Source organism: Acetobacter sp. KSO5 (assembly GCF_044094635.1).
Taxonomy (GTDB): Bacteria; Pseudomonadota; Alphaproteobacteria; order Acetobacterales; family Acetobacteraceae; genus Acetobacter; species Acetobacter cerevisiae.
Genome location: NZ_CP172014.1, coordinates 2,483,852 through 2,504,201 on the forward strand (window position 1 = coordinate 2,483,852; position 20,350 = coordinate 2,504,201).

At 61.8% G+C, this 20,350-nt stretch carries 16 protein-coding genes and 1 other RNA gene; all 17 read left to right on the forward strand.

Annotated elements, in window-relative coordinates; genetic code table 11:
* Positions 1-28 precede the first annotated feature (28 nt).
* The 17 genes from rnpB to ftsZ all read left to right on the forward strand — a co-directional run bounded on the left by rnpB (position 29) and on the right by ftsZ (position 20,321).
* An RNA gene (gene rnpB / locus ACHQGU_RS11145) (RNase P RNA component class A) lies at positions 29-442 on the forward strand.
* Between the two features lie 312 nt (positions 443-754).
* Positions 755-1,237 carry a division/cell wall cluster transcriptional repressor MraZ gene (gene mraZ, locus ACHQGU_RS11150; protein WP_062141681.1) on the forward strand — a complete coding sequence of 161 codons (483 nt, stop codon included), beginning with the start codon at positions 755-757 and terminating at the stop codon, positions 1,235-1,237.
* Positions 1,234-2,265 carry a 16S rRNA (cytosine(1402)-N(4))-methyltransferase RsmH gene (gene rsmH / locus ACHQGU_RS11155; RefSeq protein WP_395495056.1) on the forward strand — a complete coding sequence of 344 codons (1,032 nt, stop codon included), beginning with the start codon at positions 1,234-1,236 and terminating at the stop codon, positions 2,263-2,265. The genes mraZ and rsmH overlap by 4 nt, the downstream gene beginning before the upstream one ends.
* Positions 2,262-3,269 carry a hypothetical protein gene (locus tag ACHQGU_RS11160; RefSeq protein ID WP_395495057.1) on the forward strand — a complete coding sequence of 336 codons (1,008 nt, stop codon included), beginning with the start codon at positions 2,262-2,264 and terminating at the stop codon, positions 3,267-3,269. The genes rsmH and ACHQGU_RS11160 overlap by 4 nt, the downstream gene beginning before the upstream one ends.
* Positions 3,270-3,301: 32 nt before the next feature.
* Entirely contained in the window at positions 3,302-5,338 is a 2,037-nt protein-coding gene (locus tag ACHQGU_RS11165) for a penicillin-binding protein 2 (RefSeq protein WP_043553659.1), read from the forward strand.
* Positions 5,335-6,843, forward strand: coding sequence for a UDP-N-acetylmuramoyl-L-alanyl-D-glutamate--2,6-diaminopimelate ligase (locus ACHQGU_RS11170; protein WP_395495058.1), 1,509 nt, complete (start codon positions 5,335-5,337; stop codon positions 6,841-6,843). The genes ACHQGU_RS11165 and ACHQGU_RS11170 overlap by 4 nt, the downstream gene beginning before the upstream one ends.
* Positions 6,840-8,225, forward strand: a complete 1,386-nt coding sequence (murF, locus tag ACHQGU_RS11175) for a UDP-N-acetylmuramoyl-tripeptide--D-alanyl-D-alanine ligase (RefSeq protein WP_395495059.1) — start codon at positions 6,840-6,842, stop codon at positions 8,223-8,225. Before ACHQGU_RS11170 ends, murF begins: the two co-directional genes overlap by 4 nt.
* Positions 8,225-9,319 (forward strand): phospho-N-acetylmuramoyl-pentapeptide-transferase, encoded by a 1,095-nt coding sequence (mraY, locus tag ACHQGU_RS11180; protein ID WP_062141675.1) that lies wholly within the window; start codon positions 8,225-8,227, stop codon positions 9,317-9,319. The genes murF and mraY overlap by 1 nt, the downstream gene beginning before the upstream one ends.
* Positions 9,316-10,731, forward strand: coding sequence for a UDP-N-acetylmuramoyl-L-alanine--D-glutamate ligase (murD, locus tag ACHQGU_RS11185; protein WP_395495060.1), 1,416 nt, complete (start codon positions 9,316-9,318; stop codon positions 10,729-10,731). The genes mraY and murD overlap by 4 nt, the downstream gene beginning before the upstream one ends.
* The gene (locus ACHQGU_RS11190; protein ID WP_395495061.1) at positions 10,731-11,894 is read left to right on the forward strand and encodes an FtsW/RodA/SpoVE family cell cycle protein; all 1,164 of its coding nucleotides are present in this window, start codon (positions 10,731-10,733) and stop codon (positions 11,892-11,894) included. The genes murD and ACHQGU_RS11190 overlap by 1 nt, the downstream gene beginning before the upstream one ends.
* Positions 11,891-13,039 (forward strand): undecaprenyldiphospho-muramoylpentapeptide beta-N-acetylglucosaminyltransferase, encoded by a 1,149-nt coding sequence (gene murG / locus ACHQGU_RS11195; protein WP_395495062.1) that lies wholly within the window; start codon positions 11,891-11,893, stop codon positions 13,037-13,039. The genes ACHQGU_RS11190 and murG overlap by 4 nt, the downstream gene beginning before the upstream one ends.
* Positions 13,036-14,466: a UDP-N-acetylmuramate--L-alanine ligase gene (gene murC / locus ACHQGU_RS11200; RefSeq protein WP_062250889.1), complete on the forward strand. Its 1,431-nt coding sequence runs from the start codon at positions 13,036-13,038 to the stop codon at positions 14,464-14,466. The genes murG and murC overlap by 4 nt, the downstream gene beginning before the upstream one ends.
* Positions 14,463-15,410: a UDP-N-acetylmuramate dehydrogenase gene (gene murB, locus ACHQGU_RS11205; RefSeq protein WP_253554056.1), complete on the forward strand. Its 948-nt coding sequence runs from the start codon at positions 14,463-14,465 to the stop codon at positions 15,408-15,410. Before murC ends, murB begins: the two co-directional genes overlap by 4 nt.
* Positions 15,407-16,348: a D-alanine--D-alanine ligase gene (locus ACHQGU_RS11210; protein ID WP_062271557.1), complete on the forward strand. Its 942-nt coding sequence runs from the start codon at positions 15,407-15,409 to the stop codon at positions 16,346-16,348. The genes murB and ACHQGU_RS11210 overlap by 4 nt, the downstream gene beginning before the upstream one ends.
* Positions 16,345-17,247: a cell division protein FtsQ/DivIB gene (locus ACHQGU_RS11215; protein ID WP_062141669.1), complete on the forward strand. Its 903-nt coding sequence runs from the start codon at positions 16,345-16,347 to the stop codon at positions 17,245-17,247. Before ACHQGU_RS11210 ends, ACHQGU_RS11215 begins: the two co-directional genes overlap by 4 nt.
* Positions 17,244-18,680, forward strand: a complete 1,437-nt coding sequence (gene ftsA / locus ACHQGU_RS11220) for a cell division protein FtsA (protein ID WP_062141668.1) — start codon at positions 17,244-17,246, stop codon at positions 18,678-18,680. The genes ACHQGU_RS11215 and ftsA overlap by 4 nt, the downstream gene beginning before the upstream one ends.
* A gap of 84 nt (positions 18,681-18,764) precedes the next feature.
* Positions 18,765-20,321 (forward strand): cell division protein FtsZ, encoded by a 1,557-nt coding sequence (gene ftsZ / locus ACHQGU_RS11225; protein WP_395495063.1) that lies wholly within the window; start codon positions 18,765-18,767, stop codon positions 20,319-20,321.
* The last annotated feature ends 29 nt before the right edge of the window (positions 20,322-20,350 follow it).

Below are 20,350 nucleotides of genomic sequence, written 5' to 3' on the forward strand. Positions count from 1 at the left end.
CTGTGCCGCCCGACGCAGGGTGGCGCCGCCAGACGGTCGGACGGTCGCTGTTCTGCATGATGTGCAGGAGGGAGGAAAGTCCGGGCTCCACGGGAGAACGGTGCCAGCTAACAGCTGGCGAGGGTGACCTTAGGGAAAGTGCCACAGAAAACAAACCGCCTTCCGGGCGATGATCCGTGGGAAACCATGGGCCTGAGCTGGAGGTAAGGGTGAAACGGTGCGGTAAGAGCGCACCGCTCCTCTGGCAACAGAGGAGGCAGGGTAAACCCCACCGGGAGCAAGACCGAATAGGAGCGGCGGAAACCTGCAAGGGTTTCAGGGGTTCTCCCGCCCCGCTGCTCGGGTTGGTTGCGTGAGGCATGTCGCGAGGCATGTCCCAGACGAATGACCGTCCAGGCTCTTCGGAGCTGGACAGAACCCGGCTTACAGACCGTCTGGCATTTTCTGTTTCTGCCTCATTTCATTACGCCGGGCACGGTGTTCTGCCGATATCTGCGCATATATGCAGAACATTTGAAGAACATGACGTGGCAAAGTTTTGTTGGTCTCTATTTTACCATTGCTTTCACGGCCTCAAACAGTTCTGCGCAACTACTTCATAAATGGCGGTTTTCTGCTGTTTTTTCTGCCTTTTTAATTTGCGTCCCATAAAATCCCATGCTATCCCACATTACACCATGAAAGTGGTGGAGGCGGCTTCGTTCCCCGCTGTTCTGCGAACGGAAAGGCCTGAATCAGAAGGACATCGTCTTACGTGAGTGTGTTTCTCGGCACGCATGAGAATCGGTTTGACGCGAAAGGTCGCGTTTCGATTCCTGCCGGATTCCGCACTGTTCTGAAGGCGCAGCATACGGAAGGCGATTCACTGGTGATCCTGCGACCATCCCATACAATGCCCTGCATTGAAGCGTGGCCTGCCGGAGCCTTCTCACGCCTGACCCAGCCGCTTGATCGGCTGGATATGTTTTCTGATGAGCATGATGACCTTGCCGCCGCCCTGTACGCGGATGCCTACCCGCTTGATCCGGACCGTGAAGGTCGCATCATTATTCCCGATTTTCTCCGTGAGCATGCAGGCATTACGGAAAGCACGACCGTTGCCTTTATGGGCGTAGGCCGCACCTTTCAGATCTGGGAACCCGAGGCCGCCCGCCAGCGCCGCGCCGAAGCCCGTCAGCGGTCCCGCCGCATCAGCATTCCCGCTGCGCGTGATGGACAGGAAGGAGGGTCTGCATGAATGCCCTGACCACCTCCTCCACTCTGCATCCGGCCTCCGGCGCACCTGCTCCGGGCCATGTGCCCGTCATGCTGGCCGAAGTGCTGGAAAGCCTGAAACCTGCTGATGGCGATGCCATTCTCGACTGTACCTTTGGCGGCGGCGGTTATACATCCGCCATTCTGAAAAGTGCTGACTGCGCCGTATGGGCTATCGACCGGGACCCGGACGCCATTGCACGCGGACAGGCCATGGCCGCCAGCTTTACCAACGCAGAAGGCCAGTCCCGCCTGCATATGCTGCATGGTGGGTTTGGCAGCATGACGGACCTGACAGAAGCAGCCGATGCCCCGGCTTTTGACGGCATTGTGCTGGATCTGGGCGTGTCCTCCTTCCAGTTGGATGAAGCCGAGCGCGGCTTTTCCTTCCGCATGGATGGTCCACTGGATATGCGCATGGCAAAAAGTGGTCCCTCTGCTGCGGATATCGTGAATAAGGCACCGGAAAGCGAACTGGCTGACATTTTCCATTTTTATGGCGAAGAGCGCCATGCCCGCCGTGTGGCCCGCGCCATTGTGGCCGACCGTGTGGAAACGCCGTTTGAAACAACCGCGCAACTGGCCGGCCTGATCCGCCGCGTGGTGCCGTCTGACCGTTCAGGCATTGATGCCGCAACCCGTTCCTTTCAGGGCCTGCGCATTGCCGTTAATGACGAGCTTGGCGAGATTGAGCGCGGCCTGACGCAGGCGCTTGATCTGCTGGCCCCCGGTGGCCGTCTGGTTGTGGTCTCCTTCCATTCTCTGGAAGACCGCATCGCCAAACGGGTGATGGGCGCTGCAACCGGCAAAACCACAAGTTTTTCACGCTATGACCCGCGTGCAGCATTGACGAAGGGGGATGAAGCCGCCTTTATCGCGCTCACCGGGAGGCCCCTCCGTCCAGGTGACGCTGAATGCGCCGCCAACCCGCGTGCCCGCAGTGCCCGCCTCCGCGCTGTAGAAAAACGCTCGACCGATGTTTCCTCCTTCGGCAAAGGATTGATCCCATGATCCCCCGGCCCTTTACCTGCTGCTGCGCTGTCCTAGCCATTGCCTCGGGATTTTTCCTTTATACAAAGAAGCATCAGACCACGCTTCTGGATCAGCAGATTTCCAAAATCGTGTCTGATACAGAGCGCGTGCGCTCCCAGACAGCCATGCTGCGTACGGAATGGGCCCTGGAAAACCAGCCGGAACGGCTAACCCGTCTGGCGGAACATCATCTGGTGGGCCTCCACACCATGGACCCGGCTCAGTTTGTCCGTATGGCGGATCTTTCTGCCCGCCTGCCCGCACCGACAGTCAAGATCCCGGCTGAAGATCCGCGCGCTGGCATGACAGCCGCAACACTGGCCTCTGCTCAGCCGACCGCGCCTGTGGCAGCAGCGCATCCGGCTGTTGTCGCAGTTGCCGATGCCAAACCGGTACGCCCTGCTCCGCATCATGATCGTAGCGTGGACGGCGAGGAAGCTCAGACACCCCACGCTGCTATGACCGTTGCAGAAGAAACACCGGCACGCACGGCTCCGGTTATCCGTCCTGTTGCGCATCATGACCGCGCACCGCGTCCGGCTCTGGATGATGCGGACGATGCTGCGGTCCGCACGGCACAGCTCACCGCGCCCGCTCCGGCAGCCCGGCCTGTGGCTCCGCGCCGCGCTGCAACGCAGATGGCGGATGCTGCACGCGCCAGCCAGCCAGCAACCCGCGCGCCTGTCACTGTCGCCAGTGCCGCAGATGCACCGCAGCCTGTACGCCACGCTCAGACTACACCAGTCCCGACCCGTGTGGCGGCTGTCACACCCAAACCCAGCGTGACGGACAGCGACAGCGATTCTCAGGTCCGGCATCCGCTGCCTGTTACAGTGGCGAGCTGGCATGCAACCCGGCAGCATCGGGCTGCAACGCCCTCCGCAGGCTATGTTGAAGCACGGGCAACGTCCTCCTACAGCAGTGGCTCTCTACTGAGCCACAGCAGTGATGCGTTGCCAGCCCCGGTCCCGATGACCAACTAATTTTCCAGACGATAAGGTGACTTCAACCCGATATGGCCGTTCCGCCGCACGATTATGATACCCCGCCCCCCGTGACGCGCACTGTGCGTGTTACGGGTGAGGATCTTCGTGCGCGTGCCCATCGGGACCAGATGCATGTCAGATTGCTGGGGGTTGCAGGCGGATTTTGCCTGCTTTTTGCTGTTGTTGCCGTCAAACTGTCCATCGCGACAGTTCTGCACCCCATGGCACCGGAAAAGCGGCAAATTGCCTCTCAGGTTCCGGAAATTCCCAAAATCGACCCTAAAGGCAGTCTGGCCGGAGACTTCTCTCTCCCGCAGGTGCATCGGGCATCCATTGTGGACCGCAATGGCCAGACGCTCGCGCTGTCTTTGCCGGTTGCGCAGGTTTACGCTAACCCGCAGGAACTGATTGATCCGCAGGACGTCACCAAAAAACTGAAAACCGTCCTGAAAGATCTGGACGAGGAAGAGACTACCCGCCGGCTCTCCCTGCCCAAACAGTTTGTGTATATCGCCCGTAATATTACGCCCCAGCAGGAACTGGCCATCAACAGCATGGGTATTCCGGGGATCTATTTTGAAGCAGGCGAACGCCGCCACTATCCGCTGGGCCACATGGCTGCGCAGATTATGGGCACCGTGGATATTGATGACCACGGCGTTGCCGGCGTTGAGCGTTACTTTGACAAACGCCTGATGAGCGACCATCGCCCGCTACGGCTCTCACTGGACGTACGCGTTCAGTCCGTGGTGCGGGATGAACTCGCCAATGCCATGAGCACCTTCCAGGCCATTGGGGCCTGCGCCATTGTGATGGATGTGCGCACGGGTGAAATCATCGCCATGGTCAGCCTGCCTGATTATGACGTGAACGAATTTTCGCACGCCACGAATGATGCCCGTTTTAACCGTGCCGTCACCGGCCTGTATGAACCTGGCTCAACCTTCAAGCTGCAAACCGCCGCCATGGGGCTGGAGACCGGCACCATTCATATCTGGGACCGTTTCTCCTCCACGCCGATCCATATTGGTCGCTTCACCATTTCAGATATGAAGAACGACCATTTCGCACCGTGGATGACCCTGCCGGAAGTGATGGCGTTTTCCTCCAACCCGGCAGCCGCCCATATCGCGCTGGATGTAGGTGGCACGCGGCAGGCGCAATGGTTCCGCGATATGGGCTTTTTTGCCCCCGTGCCGATTGAACTGCCGGAGGCCGCCCGCCCGCTGGTGCCGCATCAGTGGGGCATTTCCACCACCATGACGGTCGGGTTCGGGCACGGTATGGCCGAACCACCGCTGGCCATTGTGCGCGGCACGGCAGCCACGGTGAATGGCGGCATTCTTGTCACCCCTACCCTCTTGGAAAAGGAAGAAGGCCCGGCTCCCACGCAGGAAGCAGCCCTTGCCCAAGGTGTGCAGAACGCCGCACTGGAACAGGCGGAAGCTGACACCAGCATGGATCAAACCACCGTCGGGAGTGACGGTCTGGCTGTGCCGCAGGGCCAGCGGGTTATTTCTGAAAAGAATTCTGCTCTCCTGCGCCGCCTGCTGCGTCTGGACGTCACCGGCGGTACGGGCCGTACGGCAGAATCACCCGGCTATTTTGTCGGTGGGAAAACCGGCACGGCAGAAAAAATCGGTCCGCATGGCGGCTACCTGAAACACGTCAACATCTCGGCCTTTACTGGTATTTTCCCGATGAACGCGCCGCGCTACGCCGTGTATGTCATGCTGGATAGCCCCAAGCCCACACCGCAGACCCATGGCTGGACCACGGCTGGCTGGAACGCGGCCCCGACCGTTTCCAAAATTGTCTCGCGTATTGGGCCAATGCTGCAAATCTTCCCCGATACGGCACACGCAGCCCAGATTGACGCCAGCATGGCGCTGCCTATGCACCCGGCGGTGCCGCGTGGCGTACGCCCACTTGGCCCGGGTAATGACCCCGGAGACCCGCGCAAAGCCGAAGCTGAACACCGCGCTGCCAAGGCTGCGGAACAAAAAGAACGCGCAGCCCAGAAAGCTGCTCTGAAAAAACAGGCTCAGGAGGTGATGGACGAATGACCACACGCCTTTCCACCCTTCTCAAGACGATGAGCCTTACGGCGACCGGACCGCAGGGTGATCCGGTCATTACCGCCATCACGCCAGACAGCCGTGCCGTCAAACCCGGCACGCTGTTTGCCGCCCTGCCCGGCGTTAAGGTCGATGGTCGGGCTTTTATCTCGGCTGCTGTGCAGAACGGAGCCGCTGCTGTGCTGGCGCCAACTGGCACGGTCTGGCCTGCGGATACGGCACCCTGTCCGCTGGTGCTGGCAGACAACCCGCGCCATGTTCTGGCTGTTCTGGCCACAGCACTGGCTGGGCGTCAGCCGGAGTGCCTCGTGGCCATTACCGGCACCAATGGCAAAACCAGCACGACGGATTTTCTCCGCCAGATTTGGGCCTTGCAGGGGCTAAAAGCTGCTGGCGTGGGCACACTCGGCCTGACCGGTGTGAACGGTCTGGGCATTACCATGCCGTCCCTCACCACGCCGGCCCCCGTGGCACTGGCCAACGGTCTGGCAGCCCTTGCGCAGGCTGGGGTTGAGCATGTGGCGCTGGAAGCCTCCTCTCACGGGCTGGAACAGGGGCGGCTGGATGGCCTGCATCTGTCTGCTGCCGGTTTTACCAACCTGACACGCGACCATTTGGACTATCACGGCACAGTGGACGCCTACCGCGCAGCCAAGCTGAAACTGTTTGAGACGGTGCTGCCCGAAGGTGGTCTGGCTGTTGCCAATGCGGACATGGATACCCAGACGCTGGCAGAGCTTCGCGCAATTGCCACGAGGCGCAAGCTCACTCTGCGGCTAACCGGCGAGAACGGCACCACGCTGCGCCTGCTGCGCCACACACCTTTACCCTCCGGGCAGGAGCTGGAACTGGACGTTTGCGGCCAACGTCAGACTGTCACGCTGGCGCTGCCGGGCCGTTTCCAGACCGACAACGCCCTGCTGGCCGCGGCCCTTGCGGCACCGGATGAGGCATCCCTGCCCGCCATTATCGCTCTGCTGCCGCAGCTTACAGGTGTGCGCGGGCGCATGGAACGTGCCGTGGTGCTGCCCAACGGGGCCAGTGCCTATGTAGATTATGCCCACACACCGGATGCCCTTGCCCGCCTGCTTGCCTCTCTGCGTCCGCACGCTCGGGGCAAATTGATTGTGGTGTTTGGCGCGGGCGGTGACCGTGACCGGGGCAAACGCCCGCTCATGGCGCAGGAAGCCGCACGCGGGGCAGATATCGCCATTATTACGGATGACAATCCTCGCACGGAAAACGCCGCCGCCATCCGCGCCGAAGTGCGCACCGGCGCGCCGGATGCGCTGGAAATTGGTGAGCGCAGGCAGGCTATTGCCGACGCCCTGAACATACTCGGCCCGGATGATGTGCTGGTTGTGGCCGGCAAAGGGCATGAGCAAGGGCAGATTATTGGCACGGAAGTCCATCCGTTTGATGATGCCGCCGTGCTGCGCGAACTGGCCGGAGCTCAGACCAGCGACACCTCAAAACAGGCAAACCCGGCATGACGGCTCTCTGGACACGCGACGAACTGGAAGCTGCCACCGGTGGCAGGTTTGCAGGCCCCTGCTCACCGGTTGTGACTGGCATTTCCATTGACACCCGGACGCTGGCTCCCGGTGATCTGTTTGTCGCTCTGAAAGGCGACAACAGCGACGGGCACGCACATATCGCCATCGCTCTGGATAAAGGGGCAGCCGCGGTGCTGGTGCATGACACCGCCGGCTGCACGGACCCACGCCTGCTCGTGGTGACGGACACCATGGCTGGCCTTCAGGCTCTGGCCCGTGCCGCACGGGCGCGCTTTACCGGCAAGATGGTGGCAGTTACCGGCAGTGTTGGCAAAACCACCACCAAGGAAATGCTGCGGCTGTGCCTCGGAGCCCTCGGCCCAACCCACGCTGCGGAAGCCTCCTACAATAACCACTGGGGCGTGCCGCTCACGCTGGCGCGGATGCCGCGTGATGCAGAATTCTGTATCAGTGAAATTGGCATGAACCATCCCGGGGAAATCCTGCCGCTGGCCAGCATGGTGCGCCCGGATATTGCCGTCATCACCACCATTGGCTCGGCGCATCTGGGCTATATGGGCAGCGTGGACGCCATTGCGCAGGAAAAGGCGGAGTTGATTACCGCCCTGCCAACTGGCGGCGTGGCCATTGTGCCGGATGACGCTCAGGGCCAGTCGTTTTTTGCCGCAGCGGCCCGGCAGGCCAATGCCACCCTGTGGCATACCGGCCTGAAGCGGGACAGCTTTGTGCATCTTTCCGGCCTGAAGGCCCTCGAAGGCGGTAGCCAGTTTACCGCCCACGCAGGCAGCCGTTCTGTGCCGGTTACGCTCCACGCACCCGGCACGCATCTGGCCCGCAACGCGCTGACGGCGCTGGCCGTGTGTGCGGCTCTGGGAGGGGATCTGAGCAAAGCGGCTCAGGCTCTCACCAGTTTCCGCCCCGGCAAAGGGCGCGGTGCGCTAGCGCAGATTGCCGGTGGGGACGTGACCCTGCTGGATGAAAGCTATAATGCCTCCTCCGCCTCCATCCGCGCGGCGCTGGATGTGCTTCGTCATCTCCCGGCTACACGCCGCATTGCCGTTCTGGGCGATATGCGTGAACTGGGCGATTTTTCCATCTCCGAGCATCAGGCGCTGGCTCAACCCGCCGCCGACGGTGCCGACCTTGTTTTCTGTTGCGGACCCCACATGAAATCCCTTTTTGATGCCCTGCCCAAAACGGCGCAGGGTGCCTGGGCGCAAGACGCCGCCACTCTGGCTCCTCTGGTTTGCGCGGCTCTGCGCAAGGGGGACGCCGTTCTGGTGAAAGGCAGTCTGGGGAGCCGCATGCGGGATGTGATTACGGCTCTGAACAGCCTGAGCGCCGTGGAGCCTGCCTGATGTTGTATTTTCTGGTCTCTCACCCGCTGACAGACGCGCATATCCCACTGCTCAATCTGCTCCGCTACATCACGTTCCGGGCCGGAGCAGCCTGCTTTACAGCACTCGCCATCAGCCTGATGCTGGGCCGCCCGCTGATTGCCATGCTGCGGCGTATTCAGCGCGGCGGTCAGCCGATCCGCGCCCTCGGCCCGGAGCGGCACCTGCTGGAAAAAACCGGCACCCCCACCATGGGCGGTGTGCTGATCCTCATTGCCCTGTTCGGCTCAACCCTGCTGTGGGGCGACCTTGAAAATGGCTTTGTGTGGGCCGTCATGCTCACCACACTGGCGTTTGGCGCGGTAGGCTTTGCGGATGATTACCGCAAGCTGGCCCGCCGCAATACGGATGGCGTGTCCAAACGGATGCGGCTGGGGTGTGAGTTTTCGGCGTCGCTGCTGTGCGGCTGGTTCCTGCAAAGCCTGATGCCGGATGACCTGACCAACCAGCTCGCCTTCCCATTTGTGAAAGACCTGCTGCTGCCGCTGGGATTTGCCTACCCCATCTTCGCCATGATCACCATTACCGGCTTCGGCAACGCCGTAAACTTTACGGACGGTCTGGATGGTCTGGCCATTGTGCCCGTGGTCATTGCCGCTCTGGTGTTTGCCATCCTGTCCTACATTGTCGGCAACCATGTGTTTGCGGATTATCTGCAGGTCCATGCTGTGCCGGGGACCGGGGAACTGGCGGTTTTCTGCGCTGCACTCGTGGGGGCTGGCCTTGGCTTCCTGTGGTTTAACGCCCCTCCCGCTTCCGTCTTCATGGGCGATACCGGCTCTCTTTCTCTGGGTGGTGCTCTGGGTGCGCTGGCTGTGGCCATCAAGCACGAGCTGGTCCTGTGCATTGTGGGCGGCCTGTTTGTGGTGGAAACGCTCTCCGTCGTCATTCAGGTCTTCTGGTACAAGCGCACCGGGCGGCGTGTGTTCCTGATGGCTCCTATCCATCACCATTTTGAAAAGAAGGGCTGGGCCGAGCCCAAAATTGTCATCCGGTTCTGGATTGTTTCCGTCATTCTGGGGATGTGTGGTCTGGCCACGCTAAAATTGAGATGAGCAATTTTCCCGCCACTCTTTTTACCGGCCAGCATTTTGCTGTGCTGGGGCTGGGCCGGAACGGTCTGCCCGCCGTGTGTGCCCTCGCACAAAGCGGGGCCACAGTTCAGGCGTGGGATGATGGCGAGGCTGCCCGTGCAGCGCTCGCCAAAGCTGTAACAGCCCTCCCGCAAGACGCTGCCGCCCGGATTAGCTGCGCGCCGATCGAGAGCCTGACTGGCGCCGATGGTCTCGTCCTCTCCCCCGGTATTCCGCATGTGCTGCCCAAGCCGCATCCCGTCGCCATCATGGCGCAGGAGGCTGGCGTGCCGATCCTGTCCGATGCGGAACTGCTGTACCGGGCGGTCCGCAAGGCAGGCAGCAAGGCGCGGTTTGCGGGCATTACCGGCACCAATGGCAAATCCACCACCACCACGCTGCTGGCCCATATTCTGGCTGAAGCCGGTGTGCCGGTTGCCGCTGGCGGGAACCTTGGCCCCGCCGCATTAGCGCTCCCTCTGCTGCCCGATAACGGCGTGTATGTGCTGGAAATGTCCTCCTACATGCTGGAACGGTTGGACACGCTGCATTTTGACGTGGCCTGCCTGCTGAACCTCACCCCGGACCATTTGGACCGCCACGCTGGCATGGAAGGCTATGCCCGCGCCAAAACCCGCGTCTTTACCCATCAGACCGCGCAGGATCTGGCAGTGATTGGCGTGGATGATGACTCCTGCCGGGACATTGCCAAAACCCTTCAGGCTGGCCCCGCGCAGTGCGTGACTATTTCCGGCACCAACCCGGACTGTGATGCGTACGGGCAGGCCAACGCCATCTGGCAGGCAGGCGCGTGCCTTGCGCACCTTGGCCCCTCTCTGCCCGGCAGCCATAACGCGGAAAACGCTGCCGCTGCCTGTGCCATGGCGCGCTTTCTGGGCGTGGCGGACGCCGCACTCGCTGCGGCTGTTCTCTCCTTCCCCGGCCTGCCTCATCGCCAGAAGCTCGTGGCAGAGCAGGACGGCGTGGCCTTTATTGATGATAGTAAAGCCACCAATGCCGATGCCTCCGCGCGTGCCCTGGGCTGTTATGACCGGCTGATCTGGATTGCTGGCGGAATGGCCAAAGAGGGTGGCATTGCCTCGCTCACGCCCTATTTCCCACGCATTGTGCATGCGTTCCTCATCGGGCGGGATGCCGCACAACTGGCGGAAACGCTGGCAGCGCACGGCGTGGCGTTCACACTTTCCGGCACGCTGGAAAGCGCTGTGTCCGCAGCCTATGACGCAGCCCGGAACACGGGCACGCCCGTCGTGCTGCTGTCCCCCGCCTGCGCCAGTTTTGACCAGTTTTCCGGGTTTGAAGCCCGTGGGCTGCGCTTTCTGGAACTGGCCCGCGCGGTGACGGAACAGCCGCAAACAGGAAAGGCCGACTGATGGCAGGCTCCCGCATTGATGACTCCCGGTTTGGGCGCTGGTGGCGCAATGTGGACCGGACGACGCTTATCTGCGCGTTCATCCTGATCGGCTTCGGCTATATCCTGATGCTGGCCGCAAGCCCGGCGGTTGCGGTGCGTATTGGCGCATCCCGCAACATGTTCATTTTCAAACAGGTGATGTTCCTTACAATCGCGGGTCTGATTGTGGTGAGTGTCTCCATGCTCTCCCGCAAGACAGTGCTCAGGCTTTCCCTTGTGGGGGGCGCGCTGATGCTGGGGGCAACGGCCCTCACGCTGGTGCATGGGATTGAAATCAAAGGCGCGCGGCGGTGGATTGCCCTGCCGCTCATGTCGCTTCAGCCTTCGGAATTCCTCAAGCCCTGCTTTGCTGTGGTGACCGGCTGGCTGCTCACGCAGCGCCGCGTTTCCCGCTATTTTCCGGGTATGCTGCTGGCCTTCGCGCTGTTTGGCGTCATTCTGATGCTGCTGAAATCCCAGCCCGATATCGGGATGCTCACAGTCATCACCACAGTGTTCATGACCCAGCTTTTTGTGGACGGGCTGAACCTGATTCTGGTTGGGCTGGGCGTTGGCGTCATGATTGGCGCAGGCATTGCCGCCTTCTTCCTGTTCCCGCATGTGCGCTCCCGCGTGGAGCGCTTCCTGCATCCCAACGTGGGCGACCATTACCAGATTGATACAGCACTCCGCGCCTTCGGCAATGGCGGCCTGACGGGCCGTGGCCCTGGTGAAGGCCGCGTGAAGGATCTGCTGCCCGATGCCCATGCGGACTTTGTGTTTGCTGTGGCCGGGGAAGAATATGGTCTGATTGTCTGCATGCTCATCATCTGCGTATTCGGCGTGATTGTGGTGCGCACCCTGCTCCGGCTGATTCGGGAAGATGACCCGTTCATCGTCATTTCCACCACCGGACTGGTGACGGGCTTTGGCTTGCAGGCCTTTGTGAATATGGCGTCCTCCTTGCATCTCATCCCCACCAAGGGCATGACGCTGCCTTTCATTTCCTATGGCGGCTCTTCCGCTATGTCCGTGGCGCTGGCCGTGGGCATGGTGCTGGCTCTCACACGGCATCAGCCGGGTGAACGGTTGCCACGCAGCGGAGGCTTCATGACCACTCTCAGACAATGGCGGCCCGTATGACCCAACGCACTATCGTCATTGCCGCAGGCGGCACCGGCGGACATTTCTTCCCGGCTGAAGCGCTGGCCGATGCTCTGGCTGAACGTGGCCACCGGCTGGTTTTGATGACCGATGCCCGCGCCGGTGCGCGCACGGCAGGCGTCTTCTCTCGCGGGCCGCAATATGTGCTGCCCGGTGCCGGTGTAGCCGGACGCGGCCCGATGCGTGCTTTCAAGGCAGGCCTCACCCTGCTGAGCAGCGCATGGAAGGCCCGCTCCATTCTGCGCAGCGTCCAGCCGGACGCCGTAGTGGGGTTTGGCGGTTATCCCTCCGTGCCGCCGCTGCTCGGCGCGCGCCTGCTGGGCCGCAAACATCCGGCCCTGATTATTCATGAAGGCAATGCCGTTCTGGGCAAGGCCAATGCTGTGCTGTCCCGCTTTGCGGATGTCATTGCCACGTCTTTCCCTTCCGTCGCCAAACTGCCAATTGGTGCGCGCACGGCCTTTACCGGCATGCCGGTGCGCCCGGCGATTGCAGCACTGGCGGGGGAAGGCTGGACCATGCCGGATCAGACCATCAACCTGCTGGTCTGGGGTGGCTCTCTGGGGGCCAGCGTATTTGCAAAAGTGGTGCCCTCCGCCCTCGGCAAGCTGCCCGAAGAGCTGCGTGCCCGCCTGCACGTTACGCAGCAGGCGCGGAAAGATGATGTGGAAGCCACGCGCAAGGCCTATGCCGATATGGGCATTACTGCCCGCGTGGAACCGTTCCTGAATGATGTGCCTGCCCTGTTGCAGAGCGCGCATCTGGTGATTGGGCGGGCTGGTGGCTCCTCTGTTGCAGAGATTACCACCGCTGGCCGTCCCTCCATTCTGGTCCCCCTGCCCATTGCCGCGAGCGATGAGCAGACCGAAAACGCCCGCGCCATCACCACAGCGGGCGCGGGCTGGATGATCCGCCAGCCGGACTTTACCGCCGCCACACTGGCAGACCGCCTGAATGACCTCCTTACGGCCCCGGAAGAGCTGGCGCGCGCAGCGGCCGCCGCAGCCTCACTCGCCCGCCCGGATGCCGCCACCCGCCTGGCCGATGTTGTAGAAGAATGCTTGCACCTTTCCCCCTCGCCCGCCTATCCGACACCTCCCAGCCAGACGGAGTTCAGCGCATGAGAGCCCTGCCCCTTTCCATCGGAACCATTCATTTTGTCGGGATTGGTGGCATCGGCATGTCCGGCATTGCCGAGGTGCTGTCCATGCTGGGCTATTCCGTGCAGGGGTCGGACATTGCTGAAAACGCCAATGTCAAACGGCTGCGCGCTGCGGGTATTCCCATCAGCATTGGTCACGCTGCGGAAAATCTGGGGGAAGCTCAGGTTGTCGTCATCTCCACGGCTGTCAGCCGGGATAACCCGGAAGTGGTTGCTGCCCGCAGCCGCCTGATCCCGGTGGTGCGGCGTGCGGAAATGCTGGCCGAACTGATGCGCCTGCGCTGGTCCGTGGCGGTTGGCGGCACACATGGCAAAACCACCACCACCAGCCTGATTGCAGCGGTGCTGGAAGCCGCGCGGCTGGACCCCACCGTGATTAACGGCGGCATTATTGAGGCCTACGGCACCAACACCCGCATGGGCAAAGGCGACTGGATGGTCGCAGAAGCAGATGAGAGCGATGGCTCCTTCCTGCGTCTGCCCTCCGTGATTTCCGTTGTGACCAACATGGACCCGGAACATCTGGACCACTGGGGTTCCGCCGAGGCCATGGAAGCAGCGTATGACCAGTTTGTCTCCAACGTGCCGTTCTATGGCTTTGCCGTACTGTGCATTGACCACCCCGCCGTGCAGCAGATGATCCCCCGCATGTCCGACCACCGGATTGTCACCTACGGGTTCTCCCCGCAGGCAGACGTGCGGGCTGAAAAGCTGATTACCGACAAGATGGGGGCGACGTTTGAAGTCACCCTGACCGACCGCTCCACCCGCCGCACCCGCAAGGCCGGACCGTTCCGTCTGCCCATGCTGGGTTCCCATAACGTGCAGAACGCGCTGGCCGCCATTGCCGTGGCGACCGAGATGGATATCAGCGATGATGTCATCCGCTCCGGTCTGGCCGCCTTCCGGGGTGTGAAACGCCGCTTTACCCGCACCGGTGAATGCAACGGCGTGACGGTGATTGATGATTACGGCCATCACCCCGTAGAAATTGCTGCCGTGCTGAAAGCTGCGCGACAGGCCGGAGCCAATAACGTAATTGCGGTCATGCAGCCGCACCGTTATTCGCGCCTGAAAATGCTGTTCCCTGATTTCTGCACCTGCATGAACGATGCCGATACCGTCATTGTTTCCGACGTCTATGCCGCAGGCGAACAGCCGGACCCGGAAATGAGCCGCGACAAGCTGATTGAAGGCCTGCGTGAACGCGGCCACCGCTCCGTGGTGCCGCTCTCCAGCCCCGACCATCTGGCGGAAATGATCAACGCCATCGCCAAACCGGGTGATTATGTTGTCTGTCTGGGTGCAGGCACCATTACCAACTGGGCGCAGGCTCTGCCGGAACAGCTTAAGGCGCTGCACGCAGCCGATGGCGGGCGCGCAGCATGAGCCTGTCTTCCGCCTCCATGACGGATCTGGTGCAGCAGGCATTTGCCCAAACCCGTGGCCGCCTGACCCCGCAGGCCCCGCTTGGCCCGCGCACATGGTTCCGCGTGGGCGGGGCAGCGGAATGGCTGTATCAGCCTGCGGATGCGGAAGATCTTGCGTCAGTCATGCAGCGCCTCTCTCCTGAACTTCCCGTAACGGCACTGGGTGCCTGCTCTAACGTGATTATCCGCGATGGCGGGCTGGATGGCATTGTCATCCGTCTGGCACGTGGGTTCTCCGACATCACGGTGGAAGAGGACGGACTGGTGGTCGGCAGCGCCTGTCTGGATGCCACCGTGGCCGAGTATGCCGCACAGGCCGGTCTGGCCGGTCTGGAATTTCTGGCGGGAATTCCCGGCTCCATTGGCGGGGCCGTGCGGATGAACGCCGGGGCCTATGGGTCCGACATCGCCACCGTGCTGGACTGGGCAGAAATCATCACGCGCGATGGCAGTCTGATACGGCTGGATGCTGGCGCACTGAAGTTTGGTTATCGGCGCTCCGGCCTGCCGGAAGGCGCTCTGGTTATCCGCGCCCGCCTGCGTGGCACGCCGGACAAACAGGCGGATATTTCCGCCCGCATTGCGGAAATCCGCGCAGCGCGTGAACTCTCCCAGCCAGTGCGGGCCAGAACCGGCGGGTCCACCTTCCGCAATCCGGACCCGGATATTTCCCTCCATAAGGCCTGGAAACTGATTGATGCCGCTGGCTGCCGTGGTCTGAAGCGCGGGGATGCGCAGGTGAGCGAGAAGCACTGCAACTTCCTGATCAATCTCGGTCAGGCCACCGCCGCCGACCTTGAAGGTCTGGGCGATGAGGTGCGGCATCGTGTCGCGCAGCAGTCCGGCGTCCAACTGCATTGGGAAATCAAACGCATCGGCAAGGCAGAAGGACCCTCCGCATGAGCAACAGCAAACGGATTACCGTTCTGATGGGCGGGATTTCTTCTGAACGTGAGGTTAGCCTCGCCTCCGGCAAAGGGGTGGCCGAAGCTCTGCGCAGCCTTGGCCATACCGTCAGCACGCTGGACCCCGGGGCCGATCTGGCGGCACTCGTCACAACGCTGACCGAACAGAAGCCCGATGTGGTCTTCAACGCCCTGCACGGACGGTATGGCGAAGATGGCTGTATTCAGGGTGTGCTGAACTGGATTGGTGTGCCTTACACCCACTCCGGCGTGCGCGCTTCCGCCACAGCCATGGACAAGGCCGCTGCCCGCGCTGTCTTCCTTTCCGCCGGGCTGCCGGTGGCCGAAGGCAAGCTGGTTGCTATTGAGGATCTGGCTAAAGCTGACCCCCTGCCCACACCGTATGTGGTCAAACCGGTGAGCGAAGGTTCTTCCGTCGGGGTTTCTATTGTCCGGTCCGGCTCCAATACGCGGCAGGAAATTGTCGAAAACTGGCGCTATGGCCCGCATGCGCTGGTGGAAGCCTTTATTCCCGGCAAGGAAATCACGATTGGTGTGCTGGGAGACCGCGCCCTGACCGTGACAGACATCACGCCCGCGCCCGGTGGCGGCCATGATTTCTATGATTATGACGCCAAATACACTAGCGGCGGCTCCAGCCATGTTCTGCCTGCGGCCATTGATGACGCCGTGAGCAAACAGGCCTGCGCAATTGCCGTTGCAGCGCATCAGGCGCTTGGCTGCTCCGGTGCCTCCCGCTCGGATTTCCGGCTGGATGATACCGGCCCCGGTCTGGCCCGGCTTGTGCTGCTGGAAGTCAACACCCAGCCGGGGATGACGGCCACCTCTTTGCTGCCGGAACAGGCCGCCTATTGCGGCATCAGCTATCCGGAACTGTGCGGCTGGCTGGTTGAGCAGGCAACCTGTCCCCAATGAGAATCCCCTCTTCTCCTTCTGATCGTCCGTCACGCTTCGGGCTGTTTGCCCGACGGCAGAAGCGGCTGATCCGCCCCTTGCTTGGCGTGCTGTTTCTGGCGGCGCTGGGGGGAGGAGGCTACCTGTATCTCCAGCAACCCGGCGCGCAGGAACGCCTGGCTCCGCTGCGGGAGAAGGTTCTGAGCGCTGCCCCACTGCGGATCACCAAAATTCAGGTGCAGGGTGCGCAACTCACCAGCGATTCTGCCATTCACAAAGCACTTGGCGTGTCCGTCGGCGAGCCGGTGCTGAATTTCAGCGTCTCCGATGCACGGGACCGTCTGAACGCCCTGCCCTTTGTGGATCATGTCACTGTTGAGCGGCATCTCTCGGGCGAAATTGACGTCACTATTACAGAACGTCCGCCCTTTGCCGTCTGGCAGCATCAGGGACATTTTGAACTCATTGACCGGCAGGGCAAACGCGTGCCGGATCAGGGCATGACCGGCAAGGATGCCGAAGCCTTTACCAAGCTACCTCTGGTAGTCGGTGATGGCGCGAATGATGCCGCCTCCGCCCTGATTGATGCACTGGCACAGGAACCCTCCGTGCGCGACCATGTGACGGCTGCCGTACGGGTGAGTGACCGCCGCTGGAACCTGACCTTGCGGGATGGTGCGACGGTCTTTCTGCCAGAAGGCGAGGAAATTCCGGCCATTCACCGACTGGCCAAGCTGGATGCCTCCACGCATCTGCTGGACCGGCCTGTGGTGCTGATTGATATGCGTCTGCCCGACCGTCTGACCATTCGGGAGCGCCCCCCGCAGCCCGCTCCGGCCCCCTCCGGCACAGATGCCGCACCGCCTCCATCACAGCCCGGCAGCACGTCCCCCGCTGGCCGGCAGGGAAGTCCTGCATGACGAACCGCACGCGCCCGTCCTTCTCGCTCAATTCCGCTGCGCAGTCCCGCCTGCGCAAGAAGGCCAGCACGACATCCGCCTCCTCCAGTCTGCGGATGAGCGGGGATGACACCATTCTGCCGCTGCCCCCTTCCGAAACCAACAAGCGGCCGCGCACCTGGCGGAATGGTTATTCCGCCGTGCTGGATATTGGCTCCACCAAAATCACCTGCCTGATTGGCAAGGGAGAGCCGAACGGCAGTCTGAAAGTTATCGGCTGCGGCTGGCGGCGCTCCGCCGGCGTGCGGAACGGCGCCATTACAGACCTGCAGGCAGCAGAAGCCGCCATTCGCGCCACCGTCGGGCAGGCGGAACTGATGGCCGAACGGACGATTGACCGGGTGGTGGTCAACCTCTCCTGCGGGCATCCAGCCAGCCGGTTGTTCAATGTGCGCTGGCCGGTTGGCGGGCGTGTGGTGACGGAAGCTGATATTCGCCGCGTCGTCACGGAAGGCCGCGTTCAGGCCACCGTGGAAGGACGGGATGTGGTACACACCCTCCCGATTGATTTCACCGTGGATGATACGGAAGGCGTAGCCGACCCGCGCGGCCATCTGTGTGACACCCTGAAAGCGCGGCTGCATATTATTGATGCCGCCTCTACCGCGTTGCTTAATCTTGAAACAGTCCTGAGCCGTGCGGAACTCAAGATGGAAGCGCTGGTGTCTTCTCCCCTCGCCTCTGGCCTGTCCGTGCTGGATGCGGATGAGCGGGAGTTGGGTACTACAGTTGTGGAGATGGGTGGCGGCACAACGTCACTCGCCGTGTTTGGAGAAGGACAGATTCTCCATACTGCTCAGATCAGCGTCGGCGGCCTGCATGTCACGCGTGATATTGCGCGGGGCCTGAGCACATCTTTAGAAAATGCAGAACGGCTCAAGACAGTTTACGGGAGTGCCGATCTCTCCTCCGATGTCGAAGATGAAATTCTGACCGTTGAGCTTCTGGGCAATGACGTTCCTCATTTTGAACAGATTTCCCGCGCACAACTTGGCCGTATCATCCGCCCCCGCATGGAAGAAACACTGGAGCTGGTGCGTGAAAAACTGGATGGTGCGGGGCTGGGGAATGCCGCCAGTGGCCGCATTGTGCTGACAGGCGGTGCCTCTTTGCTAGACGGCATGCGTCCGCTGGCAGAACGTATTCTGGGGGCCTCGGCATCCAAAGGCCGCAGTGGCGGGCCGGCCTTTACACGGTCCGTGCGGCTTGGACGACCTAAGCATATTCTGGGTCTTCCGGAAAACACGGCTGCCGCCGCGGGGTTTGCTACAGCGGCTGGCCTGCTCTCCTGGGCAGCCAGTGCAGAGCGCCCCTTCGGCGATGTCGAGTTCCGCGAAGCACCGCCCTCAGGCATGTTACAAAGACTCGTCGCTTTTATTCGTGACAGAGTTTGATATACTTAGAGAAATATTGATAACTTCGCTCTAGCATCCACCTGAAGACTTCGTTAGTTTGCCGCAGCTGCCCGGGAGAGCCACATGACACTGAACCTGACCGTTCCACCTCAGACACATGCTGATTTTTCACCGAGAATTACGGTTTTCGGTGTTGGGGGCGGCGGCACGAACGCAGTTGACAACATGATTGCGTCCAGCCTTCAGGGTGTGGAATTTGTTGTTGCCAATACCGATGCACAGAGCCTTGCCAAGAGCCGTGCAGACCGCCGCGTGCAGCTTGGCCCGCACCTTACCCACGGTCTGGGTGCTGGCGCAAAACCGGAAGTTGGCCGTGGTGCAGCGGAAGAAGCAGCAGACGAGCTGGCCCGGTATCTGGATGGCTGCCACATGGTGTTCATCACCACCGGCATGGGCGGCGGCACCGGCACCGGGGCAGCACCCGTTATTGCCCGCATGGCGCGTGAGCGGAATATTCTGACGGTTGGCGTTGTCAGCAAGCCGTTTGATTACGAAGGCAAACGCCGCGCCCGCATTGCGGAAGAAGGCATCAAGGAACTGCAGCAGTACGTTGATACGCTGATTGTGATCCCCAACCAGAACCTGTTCCGCGTGGCCAGCGAGCGTACAACTCTGCGTGAAGCCTACAAGATGGCTGACCATGTGCTCTACATGGGTGTGCGTGGCGTGACCGATCTGATGATGGCTCCCGGTTACATCAACCTCGATTTTGCCGATATCCGCAGCGTTATGGCGGAAATGGGCAAGGCCATGATGGGCACGGGTGAAGGCGAAGGTGAAAACCGCGCTGTTGAAGCCGCCGAGGCCGCCATCGCTAACCCGCTGCTGGAAGACACCTGCATGTCCGGCGCGCAGGGCCTGCTGGTCAACGTGACCGGCGGTGAAGACATGACGTTCTTTGAAGTGGACGAAGCCTGTAACCGTATCCGCCGTGAAGTGGCGGAAGACGCGAACATGATCTTCGGCTCCATTATTGATGAGAACATGAACGGCAAGATCCGCGTGTCCGTTGTGGCAACGGGGATTGATATCGGCACGCAGGCAAATGACCGCCCGCATCTGGTCGCTGTGGAGGGTGACGCGCAGGCTGAACAGCAGACACTGGCAACTGGCACGGGTCCGTCCGTCATGGCCAATCCGGCTCAGCCCACCTCCACCATGCAGCAGCCTGCCGCTCCGCGTATGGATGCCGGCATGCAGCAGCCCCGTCCTGCCGCAGCGCCTGCTCCGCAGTCTTATCAGCCGCAGCAGGGTGGGCAGCATGTCTCGCCGCCGCCCGCACACAGCGTGCCCGGCCAGATCAACACGGCTCCGGCAGCACAGGCTCCGGCGCAGGCTCAGCCGCAGCGTCCGGCAGCCTCCCCGCGGGCCGGCCTGTTTACTGAAGCCCCGCGCTCTCCGTATCTGCCGGAATCCAGCCAGCCGTCCTCACGCAGCCTGTTTGGCCGCGTAACCGGTGCTTTCCGTCGCGCTGGCGGTGCTGAAGAACAGCGGAGCGAACCGGCTATTGAACCGCAGCGTCCGATGGTCAGCCCGGCTGGTCAGCAGGGTGCAAGCGTGCGCCCGGCTGATACAGATGATGCAGGGCTTGAAATCCCGACCTTCCTGCGCCGCCAGTAAAAAAGCGCAGTTTTCTGCCGCGCTGCTCG

What these genes read in the sequence shown, in the direction of transcription:
- rsmH (WP_395495056.1), top strand. Translation starts at nt 1,234, where the DNA reads ATGAATGCCCTGACCACCTCCTCCACTCTGCATCCGGCCTCCGGCGCA.
- ACHQGU_RS11160 (WP_395495057.1), top strand. Translation starts at nt 2,262, where the DNA reads ATGATCCCCCGGCCCTTTACCTGCTGCTGCGCTGTCCTAGCCATTGCC.
- ACHQGU_RS11165 (WP_043553659.1), top strand. Translation starts at nt 3,302, where the DNA reads ATGGCCGTTCCGCCGCACGATTATGATACCCCGCCCCCCGTGACGCGC.
- ACHQGU_RS11170 (WP_395495058.1), top strand. Translation starts at nt 5,335, where the DNA reads ATGACCACACGCCTTTCCACCCTTCTCAAGACGATGAGCCTTACGGCG.
- murF (WP_395495059.1), top strand. Translation starts at nt 6,840, where the DNA reads ATGACGGCTCTCTGGACACGCGACGAACTGGAAGCTGCCACCGGTGGC.
- mraY (WP_062141675.1), top strand. Translation starts at nt 8,225, where the DNA reads ATGTTGTATTTTCTGGTCTCTCACCCGCTGACAGACGCGCATATCCCA.
- murD (WP_395495060.1), top strand. Translation starts at nt 9,316, where the DNA reads ATGAGCAATTTTCCCGCCACTCTTTTTACCGGCCAGCATTTTGCTGTG.
- ACHQGU_RS11190 (WP_395495061.1), top strand. Translation starts at nt 10,731, where the DNA reads ATGGCAGGCTCCCGCATTGATGACTCCCGGTTTGGGCGCTGGTGGCGC.
- murG (WP_395495062.1), top strand. Translation starts at nt 11,891, where the DNA reads ATGACCCAACGCACTATCGTCATTGCCGCAGGCGGCACCGGCGGACAT.
- murC (WP_062250889.1), top strand. Translation starts at nt 13,036, where the DNA reads ATGAGAGCCCTGCCCCTTTCCATCGGAACCATTCATTTTGTCGGGATT.
- murB (WP_253554056.1), top strand. Translation starts at nt 14,463, where the DNA reads ATGAGCCTGTCTTCCGCCTCCATGACGGATCTGGTGCAGCAGGCATTT.
- ACHQGU_RS11210 (WP_062271557.1), top strand. Translation starts at nt 15,407, where the DNA reads ATGAGCAACAGCAAACGGATTACCGTTCTGATGGGCGGGATTTCTTCT.
- ACHQGU_RS11215 (WP_062141669.1), top strand. Translation starts at nt 16,345, where the DNA reads ATGAGAATCCCCTCTTCTCCTTCTGATCGTCCGTCACGCTTCGGGCTG.
- ftsA (WP_062141668.1), top strand. Translation starts at nt 17,244, where the DNA reads ATGACGAACCGCACGCGCCCGTCCTTCTCGCTCAATTCCGCTGCGCAG.
- ftsZ (WP_395495063.1), top strand. Translation starts at nt 18,765, where the DNA reads ATGACACTGAACCTGACCGTTCCACCTCAGACACATGCTGATTTTTCA.